This is a genomic window from Erythrobacter fulvus, assembly GCF_028595285.1.
Lineage (GTDB): Bacteria > Pseudomonadota > Alphaproteobacteria > Sphingomonadales > Sphingomonadaceae > Erythrobacter > Erythrobacter fulvus.
The window spans coordinates 23,127-36,361 of the sequence record NZ_JAQQXQ010000008.1 but is presented as its reverse complement, the minus strand read 5'-3'; the positions used below and the strand labels follow the sequence as shown (position 1 = coordinate 36,361).

General features: G+C 62.8%; 11 protein-coding genes. 3 read left to right on the top strand and 8 right to left on the bottom strand.

The genetic code is table 11. From position 1 onward, the window contains the following. Positions 1–10: 10 nt before the first annotated feature. The 6 genes from OIK40_RS11240 to infC all read right to left on the bottom strand — a co-directional run bounded on the left by OIK40_RS11240 (position 11) and on the right by infC (position 7,401). Positions 11–1,324, bottom strand: a complete 1,314-nt coding sequence (locus tag OIK40_RS11240) for a cystathionine gamma-synthase family protein (protein ID WP_273678428.1) — start codon at positions 1,322–1,324, stop codon at positions 11–13. A 164-nt stretch (positions 1,325–1,488) separates the two neighbouring features. Next, positions 1,489–2,913, bottom strand: a complete 1,425-nt coding sequence (locus OIK40_RS11235; RefSeq protein WP_273678427.1) for an SLC13 family permease — start codon at positions 2,911–2,913, stop codon at positions 1,489–1,491. Between the two features lie 72 nt (positions 2,914–2,985). After that, positions 2,986–4,203 carry a DUF547 domain-containing protein gene (locus OIK40_RS11230; RefSeq protein WP_273678426.1) on the bottom strand — a complete coding sequence of 406 codons (1,218 nt, stop codon included), beginning with the start codon at positions 4,201–4,203 and terminating at the stop codon, positions 2,986–2,988. Positions 4,204–4,296: 93 nt separating this feature from the next. Next, complete coding sequence (locus OIK40_RS11225) at positions 4,297–5,403, bottom strand: DUF547 domain-containing protein (RefSeq protein ID WP_273678425.1); 1,107 nt, start codon at positions 5,401–5,403, stop codon at positions 4,297–4,299. A gap of 76 nt (positions 5,404–5,479) precedes the next feature. Then, positions 5,480–6,616 carry a DUF547 domain-containing protein gene (locus tag OIK40_RS11220; RefSeq protein WP_273678424.1) on the bottom strand — a complete coding sequence of 379 codons (1,137 nt, stop codon included), beginning with the start codon at positions 6,614–6,616 and terminating at the stop codon, positions 5,480–5,482. 266 nt (positions 6,617–6,882) lie between these two features. Further along, positions 6,883–7,401: a translation initiation factor IF-3 gene (infC, locus tag OIK40_RS11215; protein WP_273678423.1), complete on the bottom strand. Its 519-nt coding sequence runs from the start codon at positions 7,399–7,401 to the stop codon at positions 6,883–6,885. Between the two features lie 288 nt (positions 7,402–7,689). Here infC and OIK40_RS11210 point away from each other — a divergent pair, with 288 nt between their 5' ends. After that, positions 7,690–8,430, top strand: coding sequence for a MarR family transcriptional regulator (locus OIK40_RS11210; RefSeq protein WP_273678422.1), 741 nt, complete (start codon positions 7,690–7,692; stop codon positions 8,428–8,430). On the opposite strand, the gene pdeM is transcribed toward OIK40_RS11210, so the two are convergent. Next, complete coding sequence (gene pdeM, locus OIK40_RS11205; protein ID WP_273678421.1) at positions 8,427–9,122, bottom strand: ligase-associated DNA damage response endonuclease PdeM; 696 nt, start codon at positions 9,120–9,122, stop codon at positions 8,427–8,429. The genes OIK40_RS11210 and pdeM overlap by 4 nt on opposite strands. Before the next feature lie 127 nt (positions 9,123–9,249). On the opposite strand from pdeM, the gene hemF reads away from it, so the two are divergent. Next, positions 9,250–10,107, top strand: a complete 858-nt coding sequence (gene hemF / locus OIK40_RS11200; protein ID WP_273678420.1) for an oxygen-dependent coproporphyrinogen oxidase — start codon at positions 9,250–9,252, stop codon at positions 10,105–10,107. A 13-nt stretch (positions 10,108–10,120) separates the two neighbouring features. Here the strand turns inward: hemF and OIK40_RS11195 are convergent, their stop codons facing one another. Continuing rightward, positions 10,121–11,008, bottom strand: a complete 888-nt coding sequence (locus OIK40_RS11195) for a glycoside hydrolase family 16 protein (protein ID WP_273678419.1) — start codon at positions 11,006–11,008, stop codon at positions 10,121–10,123. A gap of 136 nt (positions 11,009–11,144) precedes the next feature. On the opposite strand from OIK40_RS11195, the gene OIK40_RS11190 reads away from it, so the two are divergent. Then, on the top strand, positions 11,145–13,235 hold the full coding sequence (locus OIK40_RS11190; RefSeq protein ID WP_273678529.1) for a RelA/SpoT family protein: 2,091 nt from the start codon (positions 11,145–11,147) through the stop codon (positions 13,233–13,235).

The following is a 13,235-nucleotide window of genomic DNA, read 5'->3' as shown; positions in this document are numbered from 1 at the left end:
GGGAGAAAACTCACACATGTTCCAGCGCCTGCGCGAAATCGGCGATCAGATCGTCGGCATCCTCGATCCCCACACTGATGCGCACCAGATTATCGGTAATCCCCAGCATGTCCTTGCGCGCCTGCGGCACTGAAAGGTGGGTCATGCTTGCGGGGTGGCTCGCCAGCGTCTCTGTCCCGCCAAGGCTCACTGCGAGCTTGGCGACGGTGAGGTTGTCGAGGAAACGGAAGCATTCCGCCTCGCCGCCCTTTATGAACAGCGAGAAGGTGCTTCCCGCGCCGAGGCAGTGGCGATCATAGATGTCCTTTTGCCGCGGATCGGTGATGAAGCCGAGATAGCCCAACCCTTCGACCTTGGGGTGGCTGCGCAGGTAATCGCACACCTTGGCGGCATTCTCGCCCGCGCGCTGCATGCGCAGTTCCACCGTCTCCAGCGACCGCAAGAGCATCCACGCGGTGTTGGGATCGACGATCCCGCCCATCGTGTTGCGCAGCGCACGCACCGGTGCGATCCACTTCTTCGCGCCTGCAATCGAGCCTGCAACAAGATCGGAATGGCCGCCGACATATTTGGTCAGCGAATAGGCGACGATGTCCGCGCCGTGTTCCAGCGGGCGCGACCAGAGCGGGCCAAGGAAGGTGTTGTCGATGGCGATCGGGCAGTCCGGCACCGCGGCATCTCGCGCATGGCGCACCGCTTCGACGTCGACCAGCGCGTTGGTCGGGTTGGCGGGGCTTTCGAGGTAGATCATCGCCACCTTGCCGCCCTGTGCCTCGGCCTGTGTCTGCGCCTTCGCTAGCACTGCGTCGAGTTCCTCGCGGGTCGCGCCTGCCGGAAAATCGACATAGGTGATGCCGAAACGGCTCAGCACCTTGGCGACAAAGCCTTCGCTGGCCGCATAAAGCGGGCCGGAATGCACGATCACGTCGTTCTGGTTCGCGTAGGCCATCATCAGGATGCAGATTGCCGTCATGCCGCTGGAGAAGGTCAGCGCATCCTCTGCCCCGTCCCATACTGCGAGGCGATCCTCGAGGATTTCCTGGTTCGGCCCATTGAAGCGCGAATAGACGAGGCCTTCCGCCCCGCCTTCGCGCAGTCCGGTAATGCCTTCGAAGTGACGCTTGCCCGCAGCCGCGCTTTCGAACGCGAAGGTGCTCGTGAGAAAGATCGGCGCCTTCAGCGAGCCTTCCGACAGCGCCGGATCATAGCCGTGCCCCATCATCAGGGTGGACGGCTTCAGCGGGCGGCCGCCGATCTCGCGCTTGGCGGGTTTGGGTTTGCGACGGGGGGTGGGTGTTTCGACGGCGTCGACGGCGTCAGTCATGGCCGTGTCCTTCCTTGCATCACGCTCCCAGGAAGGCGGGAGCCGGTCGCGGCGGGCAGGGCGCCCGTTCCTAACCTCCGCAGGAACGCCTCTCCGCTGCCACCGCTGTGCTGTCGTGGAATTATCGCGCGCGCACGATCGTTTCAAGCTTGGCAGAGAAGGTTTCACACCAGCGCAGCAATTCCCCACACAATCCCGACCATAAGGAAGACGCCTGCGATATCGAGCATCGCGCCTGCGGCTACCATCCGGCCGATGCGGATACGGCCTGTGCTCCAAGCGATTGCGTTCGGGCCTGTGCCAGCAGGCAGCATGAAGCCCCAGCTTGCCGCCAGCGCTGCTGGCAAGGCAAGCAGCACCGGATCGGCACCCAGCGCGACCACCAGTGCGGCGACCACCGGGATGATGCCGGTAGCGGTGGCGACATTGCTGGCGAATTCGGTAACCCCGACAACCAGCGCCACTACTGCCAGTGCGACGAGCATCAGGGGCCATGCCTCCAGCGGCAGTAGCGCCTCGCCCAGCCAGTCGGTGAGGCCTGATGCCTGCATCCCGCCTGCCAGCGCCAGCCCTCCGCCGAAGAGGAAAATAACGCTCCACGGCGCGTGCTTCGCCTCGTCCCACACCAGCAAGGTGCGCCCTGTCCCGTCGGGGATCAGGAACAGGGCCAGCGCCGCGATCACGGCGATCGTGCCGTCGGTCCATGAACCGGGCGGCAGCAGTGGTGCGATCAGCGGTTGGCTGACCCATCCGGCGAATGTCACCGCCACCAGCGCGGCTACTCGCACTTCGGGCGCGCTCCATGTGGTGCGGGTGGCAATCGCGGCGCGGGCTGCGGCGAGATCGAACGGATAGGCGGCGACATCCTGCACCCGGGCAATGATCCATGTCGCCAACGGCACGCCCAGCAAAACCAGCGGTACCCCGTAAAGCGACCACTGGGCAAAGCTGATCCGCACTCCGGCGATCTGGTCGAGCAGGCCGACGGCAATCGCGTTGGTGGGCGAGCCGACGATGGTGCCGAGCCCGCCGATACTGGCGGCAAAGGCGATCCCCATCGGCAGGGCTCCGGCGATGCCGTCCTGCGGCGGAGCTTTATCTTCGGAGGTTCCGCTGCCGCCGCCCTCCAGCACCGCCAGCGCCATCGGCATCATGATGAGCGTGGTCGACGTGTTGGAGATCAGCATCGAAAGCAGCGCGGCGGAAATCATGAAGGCGAACAACAACCGCGCCGGTCCGCCGCCTGTGCCCACAAACTGGAGGATCGCGAGGCTCAGGCGGCGGTGCAGGCCGGTTCGTTCTATGGCGAGGGCGATAAAGGCGCCGCCCAGCAGCAGGAAAAGGATCGGCGAGTAGTAGTCGCTCGCAGTCTCTGCTGCCGTGGAGACGCCTGCGAGTGGCAGGACAAGGAAGGGCAGCAAAGCGGTGACCGCCATCGGCACCGCCTCGGTCATCCACCACGCGGCCATCCATACGACTAGCCCGGCAACCAGCCACGCGCCCGGCGTCATACCGGCGGGGGCGGGCAAAAGCGCCGTCAGCGCGAACGCCAGCGGGCCGAGGGCAAGGCCGATCCCGCGCGCTTTCATGCCCTGTGCCTGCTCCCCGCCATGACCCGAGACCTAACAGCCCGCGGGTCGCGGCGGCAAGCCCGCGCGGGCTCACTCCACCGCGTTCTTGTTCGGGGGATCGCCCGGCAGATCGATATTGGAGAAGAACACGCGGCCCACCGGCTCGCCGCGGCGATACATGTTCTGCAGCTTGCGCGCGCGATCCTGCAGCACCTGGAAGGCGGCCTGCCCCATCTTCTCGGACCATCCGGTAAGCGGATCGTCCATTGCCCCGGGCAGGCTGCCGACGAACAGGTAATTGGGCGGGCGCGCGCCGCCGTGCAGGTCGGCAATATCGGTTTCGCTGAGCGACGCCTTGACGATCCGGGTCTTGCCGAGAAACTCCGTCACGTCCTCCTCGGCATATTTGGCGAGGTGCGCGCGCAGGTCCGTCTCGAAATCGCGGAAATAGAACGGCGCGACATCGGTGTAGAGGGTCGATACCGCCAGCGTCTGCCCGCGCTTCTGCGTGCCGCGCAGCGAATTGACGTAATCGAGCGCCGCCACGTCGAGCAGCGAGCCGACATTGGCACCGGTGAAGGCGTGGCGCTGCAGTTCCGGCCCGCCGATCTCGCCGCGCCAGAAGCCGTAGATGACCTTGGGATCCTTCCAGTGGCGGAAGACGATGTTCTCGCGGATGTCGCGCAGGGACACGGGTACGCCGCGCAAGGTGATGAAGCGCGCCTCGTCGAGCGGTTCGCCGCCCACCATGATGTCGCGCGGCTCGCGCACCGGCCATTCCCTGGCGATCTGTTCGAGCATCGCCACGTTGTGCAGGTTGAGCCAGAAGGCGAGCTGCTCGTTGCGCGGCAGGGCCGAAATGTCGAGCGTGTCGGCGACCCGCTCCAGATCCTGCCGATATTCGGTGAAGCTGTCGATGATCGGCTGGTCGAGGAAGCGGAACATCACCAGCGAGCCTTCGAGCCGGTAGCCCGATTGCGGCCCCTGCTTGATCCGCGTGCCCATTACCGGATCGGGGCGACGCGCCCATTTGTGATCGGGCGGCCCCATCTGCAGGACGATATGCTTGAGCGCGAAGTCCCAGATCTCGTAGTCGATGCTGTGGCGGATCGGATCTGTGGTAGGCGTGAACAGCGCGAGGCGATCCTCGATGCTGCGTTGATCCTGGTTCGCCTCCCCAATCGCAGGGACGTAATCGAGCGCCGGCTCGGTGTCGGGCCTGATTTGCGCCTCGGGCATGCCGGAGGCCATGGCGGGCGCGGCGAGCGCGGAACTTGCGGCAAGGGCAATCAGGATTCTCTGCGACACGTCATCTCTCCCACCAGATAGAAGCACCCGTCCGAAAATGATGGTATCTCAATCTCATAAACCTGAGATGAACGGCAGGCAGGCTGTGGGGCGCTACTCTACCTCGCCCTTGTCCGGAGGGTCTCCCGGCAAATCGATGTTGCTGAAGATCACAGTGCCGCTGCGAGGCAGCTTGCGTTCGACGTATTCGAGCTTGCGCTGGCGTTCGGCCAGCGTCCTGACGGCAGCGGGGTTGAGCCTGCCATTGGAAAAGAACGCGTTGGCGCGGTAGCCGCCCGAGAGATCGGCAATGTCGTATTCGGACAGGCTGGCATTCACCTCGTCTGTCTTCGCCAGCATGTCGGCGACGGGGCCTTCGGCATATTTGGCCAGATGGGCGCGCAGGTCGGCCTCGAAGTCGGGGAAGAAAAAGGGCGCGGCTTCGGCGTAGAAGCGCGAGACGTGGAGCGTATCTCCGCGTTTTTCCACACCGCGCCGGGAATTGGCGAATTCCCGGGCTGTGCGTTCAAGCTGTTGGGCAAGATCGCGTCCCTCGAAGGCCTGCCGCTGTATCGCCGGCCCGCCGATCTCGCCGCGCCAGAACCCGTAAATGACCTCCGGGCTTTTCCAGTTCGCGTAGACGATCTTCTCGCGGATATCGCGCGGGGAAAGGGACACGCCTTCGACATTTATGAAGCGCGCTTCATCCAATGGTACGCCGTCCACCATAATCTCGCGCGGCTGCCGGACCGGCCAAACCTCTGCCACCTTCTCGATCATCGCGACATTGTGGAGATTGAGCCAGAAGGCCAGCTGCTCGTTTCGCGGCAGGGACTGGATGTCGAGCCCGTCTGCCACAGCCTCGAGATCGCGCCGGTATTGCCCGATATTGGCGATCACCTCGCGATCCATCAGCGAGAAGCCGACCATCGCCCCGTCGAGCCGGTAGATCGAGTTGTGACCGATCCGGATGCGGGTGCCGTTCGGCCCGGGTTCCGGCGGCGGAATCCGTCGTAAGGGTGGCCCCATCGACACGACAAAGGCCGCCAGTGCTTCGGTCCACACGGAATAGTCGATACGGTGCTGGCGGGTGTCCGCTTTGGGGACGAAGGTCGCAAAGGCGTCGTCCGACGGATAGGTTTCAGTGCTGCCGTCACGTCCGGCGGCAGGCACCACCATGGCGCCCGCCGCCAGCAATGCGATCAGCGATCTCGGTATCACATCTTTTCCCCGCCGGGCGCCTGCGCGCCTTCATTGCGCAGGATAACCCAATGCGGCAAATCGGCAAAGCCGGGGGCTATTCGACTTCGCCCTTTTCCTTGTCCTCGGGATCGCCCGGCATGTCGATATTGCTGAAGGTGACGGTACCTGTGCGGCCCTGGCGAATGATTTCCTGGAACTTGCTCTCACGCTCGCGCAGCAGGGCGGTCATGCTCTGGGGAATACGGAAGCTTTGCTGGGTGCCGTCGGCACCCTGGATGTTCTGGTAGGTCGGCTCGCGCGAGCCACCTGCAAGATCGGCAATGTCGTGCTCGGCTACTGTCGCCTCTGCGCCTGTTGTCTTGGCCAGCAGCGCGGCGGTCTGCTCGTCGGCGTAACGGGCAAGGTGCGCACGCAGATCCTTTTCAAAATCGGGGAAGAAATAGGGGGCCGCTTCCTTGTAAAGCTCGGAAACATGCAGCTTGTTGCCCTGTTCCTGCGAACCCCGCAGCGAATTGACGAAATCGGCCGCCCCGCGGGTGAGCAGACGCGCGACATTATCGGCGTTGAAGGCCTCCTTCTGTAGCGAAGGCCCACCAATCTCGCCCCGCCAGAAGCCGTAGATCACCATCGGATCCTGCCAGTGCCGATAGACGATCTTCTCGCGGATATCGCGCGGTGACAGCTTGATGCCTTCAACGGTGATGAAGCGTGCTTCATCCATCGGCACGCCGTCGTTCTTGATCTCGCGCGGCTGGCGTACGGGCCAGGCATTGGCGATCTGTTCAATCACCGCGACATTGTGGAGGTTGATCCAGTAGGCCAGCTGTTCGTTGCGGCTTAGCGACTGGATGTCGACGATGTCGGCGGTATTTTCCAGATCCTTGCGGTATTCGCTGAAACTGGAAATCACGTCGGCGTCGAGGAAGCTGAACATCACCCGCGTGCCTTCCAGGCGGTAACGCGAGACATGGCCGTACTGGCGACGGCTGCCCAGGCTAGCGTCAGGGCGCGGCGCGCTTTCGCGCAAGCTTGGCCCCATCGAGACGACGAGGTTCTTCATCGCTTCGTCCCAGATCGAATAATCGATCTTGTCGCTGTTGGGCGTACCGGACGGCGCAAAGGTGGCAAAGTCACCTTCGGATGCTGCGGCGGTTTGCGCCTGCACGGCGGGCGTCAGCAACAGCCCGGCCGCAGCGGCGATCAGCGCAGAATGTGAAGCAAAACGGATCATGGAAGGCATGTTCGGGGTCTTCCTGTAAATGGGCCCCCGGGATCGAGAAACGATCGACACCGGCAGGCAGTATCGCTGCAAGCGGGACTGACCCAAGGGGGCAAGGCCGGTCCTCGCACTTGCATATCTGTTTGTAGCACAAGCAAATGCTGCTGTGTTGTCGCCAATCGTGCGCCGTGCGCGGTTCATCGACTCGCCGGGCTAAGAACGAAAGAGGGACCAGCCACTTGGCGGTCCCTCTTTTTTGTCCGGTCGTGCGGGATGCCTTACTTGGGCGCCAGCACCATCAGCATCTGGCGACCTTCCAGCCGCGGGAAAGCTTCGACCTTGGCGATCTCGGCAACATCGTCCTGCACCTTTTTCAGCAGGTCCATACCGAGGTGCTGGTGCGCCATTTCGCGCCCGCGGAAACGCAGGGTGATCTTCACCTTGTCGCCATGCTCGATGAACTTGTTCACATTCCGCATCTTCACGTCATAATCATGCGTGTCGATGTTGGGACGCATCTTCACTTCCTTGATGTCCTGCGTTTTCTGCGTCTTGCGCGCCGCGTTGGCCTTTTTCTGGGCCTCGTAGCGATACTTGCCGACATCGAGGAACTTGCACACCGGCGGGTCCGCGTTGGGGGACACTTCGACGAGGTTTAGACCCTTTTCCTGGGCCTGCTCGATCGCTTCGCGGGTGTACATCACGCCAAGGTTTTCGCCTTCGTCATCGATGACGCGGACCTTGGGGACGTTGATCATGTTATCAAATCGAGGGCCACTTTTTACGGGCGGGGCCATCGAGCGCCGGGGTGGACGTGATATGGGGTGTTCTCCTGTCGTTGCTATTGCTGGCGGCTATGTAGTGCGAAACGGGGCGAAGCGCCAGATGGAGTCTCGCAACGGCATGCGGGCGAATAATCGGTGGAGCGAAGGGGCGCTGCCTTGCCTGTCGGCAGGGTGGGTCGCCCAATTTATCCTTTGGGTCTTGGAACATTATCGTTCCTAGGTTATTCAATTGCTTATGGACGAAGGCATAGGGTCGCTTGAACCCGACGGGCAAACAGGACCCGGAGGAGGCAGCGAACAATGACATCAAGGCGACCTAATCGGATCCAGGGAAATCCGGCGAAGCACCCTTCGGATACCGAGAATTCAGCCAAACCCGATCCACAATTATCGATCGGTCGGTCCAAGCCTCGGTTCGGGCTCGGGGTTAATGATGGCCCGGTCGATGATTTCATTGAACTGGTGGAGAATTGGCGGGATGAAGCGGGCAATCCGCTCGTATTTGGTCCGCCCGACGAAGCTGCGACATCCGATTCCGGGCCGCAGGAATTGCTCGATCAGATCGCTGAAGATTTTTCGGCAGGACAGATGCGTCAACTGGGTGCACTCCTGCTCAGGCTTGCCGATGCGCTGGATGATGGGTGGGATCCGGAACAGGTTCGCTCAACCTATCACTGGATGTCGCGCGCCGGGCGAATCCAACGTCGCGCTCTCCGCCTCGCCAAGGTGGCGCTGCGCTTGCGGGCCAAGTCACACCGGCGAACGCGACATTTATCGCCCGAATGGTTCGGAGAGCCGGCTTGGGAAATGCTGCTTGAACTGTTCATCCAGTTCGCAGGAGGCGCACGCGTTTCGACAAAAAGCCTCGTCATGGCATCAGGCGTTGCGGATACGACTGGTTTGCGTTTGATTGACCGTCTCGAGCAGGCTGGCCTTATCGATCGTTCTCCATCACGGATGGACAAACGGGTTACGCTCGCCAGTCTGACCCGCGAAGGCGTTGTTGCAGTCGGTTCAATCCTGATGGACGCGGAAGACTAGGCGGTAGCCTGCCACAGCGGGAAGCGCGCGATCCGGCCTTTTGCGGGCATCACCGCCTCAATCCTGCTTGCCGGGCTGAGCGCCGTGCGGATTTCCGGCGCACCGGCATCCATTCCGCCCGTCAATGTGCCGAAGGCGGGCAGGATCATGCGTTCCGTCCCGCTCGCACCATGTCCAAGAACGGCGCAGGGCCGGGCAATATGGCGATTGCGTACATTCACTCGCAGCTTGGGGTGGAAATGGCCGGATAGTTCCGGCGCGGTTTCGCCCTTGCGCGCTTCATGGCGCAGCATGATGCCGCCCAGTTCCAGCTCCGGCACGATCGTGCCGCCAAAGCCCTTGGGCAGTTCCTCGTCATGGTTGCCGGTGATCCACACCCAGTCGAGAGCGCGCGTGAGCGCTTCGAGCATGCCGGTGCAATGCGCATCCAGCCGCAGCGCGCCCGCATCATCGTGGAAATTGTCGCCCAGCGTGATGACCCGCCTTGCGCCCGTCGCCTTTACTGCGTCGGCCAGCCGTTCCAGCGTGTCGCGGCTGTCGTAAGGCGGAAGCATCTGGCCGCGCGCGGCAAACCAGCTGGCCTTTTCCAGATGCAGATCGGCGACCAGAAGCGCACGCTCGGCGGGCCAGTAGAGCGCGCGTCCATGGCCCAGCAGCAGCTCGTGTCCGGCAAAGGGGAGGGGGGCGAACATAGCGCGAACCATGGGTTGGCCTCTGCCCGCAAATCTCCGGTTTGGCAACCGCTTCGGCAGGGCCAAGCGAGGGCTTGTGCGGGACGCCGCAACGCCTATGGTGCGGTCCGATGACGGACGGGGATGTATGACGGACTGGACACAACACACGGCCCGCGCGCGGGCGTGGTTCGAATCATTGCGCGATTCCATTTGCGCTGAATTCGAGGCGATCGAGCGCGAGGCGGGATCGAACGCAAGCTTCACCTATACACCGTGGAACCGCGAGGAAGAGGGCAATCCCGATCCCGGCGGCGGTGTGCAGGGATTGATGAAGGGCAAGGTCTTCGAAAAGGTCGGGGTCAACGTGTCGACCGTGCGCGGCAGCTTTGCCAAGGAGTTCGCGGGCTCGATCAACGGCGCCAGCGCCGAAAACCCGGGCTTTGTCGCGACCGGCATCAGCCTAGTGGCGCACATGAGCAACCCGCATGTGCCGGCGGTGCACATGAACACTCGGTTCCTCAATACCACCAAGGCGTGGTTCGGCGGCGGCGCGGATCTCAACCCGCCGATCCCCTATGAAGAGGATACCGAGGAATTCCACGCTGCGATGCGTGCCGCCTGCATGGGTCACAACCCGACCTATTACGAACGCTACAAGAAGTGGGCCGACGAATATTTCTACCTGCCGCATCGGCAGGTCCATCGCGGGGTAGGGGGGATCTTCTACGATCACCTCGAATGCGTCGACGATGCGGCATTCGATCGCCATTTCGCCTTCACGCAGGATGTCGGCAAAGCCTACCTTGAAGTCTTCCCGAAGCTGGTGCGCAAACGCATGGAGAGCGCATTCACGCCCGAAGATGAAGCCCGCCAGCTCGAATACCGGGGCCGTTATGCCGAGTTCAACCTCGTCTACGACCGCGGCACGATCTTCGGCTTGAAGACCGGCGGGAATATCGATGCGATCCTGATGAGCCTGCCGCCCCGCGCGACTTGGTCATGACGGGCAGCGGGGATCAGCTCTCCGCCGCTTCGTAGACCCGAACCCAGTCGACATACATCGCCACCTTGCCGGCCTTGATCGCATCGACTGTCGATTGCGGCAAGCCGTTGTAAGGGCTTTCGATCCCGTTGGTCTTGAACGGGTAGGCCCCGCCGATCGCGAAGTTGAGGATCAGGTGCTTGTCGTCGTCGAAGCGCCAGGGGCCGTAATATTCCACCATCGGCCGCGTGGCACGATAGGTTAGGCGGCCATCGATCTCGAACAGCACGGCGTCTCTGGTCCATTCGACAGCATAAACGTGCCAGTCGGTCGCGTCGGTTGCCGGATCGAAAAAGAACTTGTTCACGATCGGCGTTTCGCCTGAATAGTCCGGTCCGTGCAGCGCCACACCGGTCCAGTCGCGCTCGCCGACATATTCCATGATGTCGATCTCGCCGGTGCCGGGCCATTCGCCGTTGCCGAGCATCCAGAATGCAGGCCACACGCCGGGCGCATCCGGCATTTTGATGCGCGCTTCGATCCGGCCGTATGTAAATTCGGCCTTGCCCTGCGAATTGATCCGGCCCGAAATAAAGTCCGCCTTGCGATCCTCACGCGTGTCGACGCCGGGGCGATAGACAGGACGAAGCACCAGCGCGCCGCCGTCCACGCCTTCGATATCCCGCACGAACTGGATCGTATCGGGACTGTCGAGATAGGCCTGCTGTTCGTTGTTGACCCAGAAATCCATGCCGACCACGTTCCACTTGTCGCGATCGAGCGCGGGGCCGTCGAATTCGTCGGCAAAGACAAGCTTGCGGCTCTCCTCGCCGCTCGTGGCGGGCTGTGTGTCCGCCGATCCGCACGATGCGGCCAGAAGTGCAAGCGATGCGATTGCGGGACGGCGGATAGAGCGGATCATGTGGGTTCTTTCTCCGGTTGGGCGCGCCAAGCGATAGCATCGCGGCAGGTTCGTGCCAGTCGCGTGCAGACGAATTCAGCGGCCCTAGCCATTTGCCGCTTGCCCGTGTGCCGTGCGGGACACATATTCGAAAATGATGCTGCGCCAGTACGAACTTGTCGAAAAGGTCCTCGATTACGACCCCAACGCCGACGAGGCGATGCTGAACCGCGCCTATGTCTATACCGTGCAGAAACACGGGACCCAGAAGCGCGCCAGCGGGGACCCCTATTTCTCGCACCCGGTCGAGGTCGCCGGGCTGATGACCGACCTCAAGCTCGATCAGGCGACCATCATCACCGCGCTGCTGCACGACACGGTCGAGGATACGCTTGCCACGATCGACGATATCGAGGCCCATTTCGGGCCCGAGGTCGCGCGGCTTGTCGACGGGGTGACGAAACTCTCCAAGATCGAGACCATGCCCGAGAACGAGCGTGCGGCGGAAAACCTGCGCAAGTTCCTGCTGGCCATGTCCGAGGATATTCGCGTGCTGCTGGTCAAGCTGGCCGACCGGCTGCACAACATGCGCACGCTGCACTTCATCAAGAAGCCGGAAAAGCGCCAGCGCATCGCGCGCGAGACAATGGATATCTACGCCCCGCTGGCCGAGCGGGTGGGCATGTACGAATATATGCGCGAAATGCAGGCGCTTGCTTTCCGCGAGCTGGAGCCCGAAGGTTACGCCACGATCACCAAGCGGCTCGAACAACTGCGCAGTCAGGATGGCGGGCAGGTCGACGCGATTGCCCTGAAGATCAAGCAGCGGTTGGCCGAAGCCGGCCTGAAGATCGAGGTGTCGGGCCGCGAAAAGCACCCCTATTCGATCTGGCACAAGATGTCGGAGCGTCATGTTAGCTTCGAACAGGTGACAGACATCATGGCTTTCCGCGTCCTCACCGACAGCGAGGAGGATTGCTACCGCGCACTGGGCATCCTGCACACTACCTGGCAATTCCTGCCCGGGCGGTTCAAGGATTATATCTCGACGCCAAAGACCAACGGTTACCGGTCCTTGCACACGTCACTGATGTACGAGAATTCGATGCGGGTCGAAGTACAGATCCGCACGCGCGAGATGCACCGCCGCAATGAATTCGGCCTTGCCGCGCACTGGGCCTACAAGCAGTCAGACAAGTCGGACGGGCAAGTGGGCTGGCTGCGCGATCTGATCGAGATCGTCGAGCAGAGCCACGATGCCGAGGAACTGCTCGAACATACGCGGCTGGCGATCTACCAGGACCGGATATTTGCCTTCACCCCAAAGGGCGCGCTGTTCCAGATGCCCAAGGGCGCGACTGCGGTGGATTTCGCCTTTGCCGTCCACACAGATCTGGGCCTTGCCTGCGTCGGTGCGAAGATCAACGGGCGTCACATGCCGCTGCGCACCCCCTTGTCGAACGGCGATGTGGTGGAGATCATCAAGAACCCCGGTGCCGCCCCGCAATTATCGTGGCTGGCCTTTGTCGTCACCGGCAAGGCACGGGCCGCAATCCGCCGCGCGGTGCGCCTGAAAGAACGCGACGAGGTCGCCACGATCGGTTCGAAACTCTTCGACGAGATCGCCGCACGCGTGCCCGCCAAGATCGGCAAGAAGGCGATCCGCAGCGCGCTTCAGCGGCTCGGCATGGATGAGCCCGATGATCTGATGTACGCGATCGGCGCGGCCAAGATCACCGATCGCGAAGTGATGGAGGCGCTCGTCCCCGGTTGCACTGCGGGGATCGAGGAGGACGAACACTGGACCCGGCGTGAACGCGCCATATCGATCCGCGGCCTCACCCCCGGTGTTGCCTTCGAACTGGCGACCTGCTGTCACCCGGTGCCGGGCGACCGCATCGTCGGCATCCGCCGCAAGGGCGAGACGGTGCTGGTCCACGCGATCGACTGTCTCGAACTGGCGAGCGGTGTGGATACCGACTGGATCGATCTTGCCTGGGGCAACCGTTCGGTCGGCGCGGTGGGGCAGCTGTCGGTGACGCTCTACGACCGGCCCGGGACGCTGGCGGAAATGGCGGGCATCTTTGCCCAGAACAAGGCCAACGTGACGACACTGGGGCAGACCCAGATCGATCATCCTTTCACCACCTACGACATCGAGATCGAGGTGCAGGACGTGGTCCACCTAAACCGCATCCTGTCCGCCCTGCGCGCCAGCGATGCCGTGGCGCAGGCCGAGCGGCAGTAG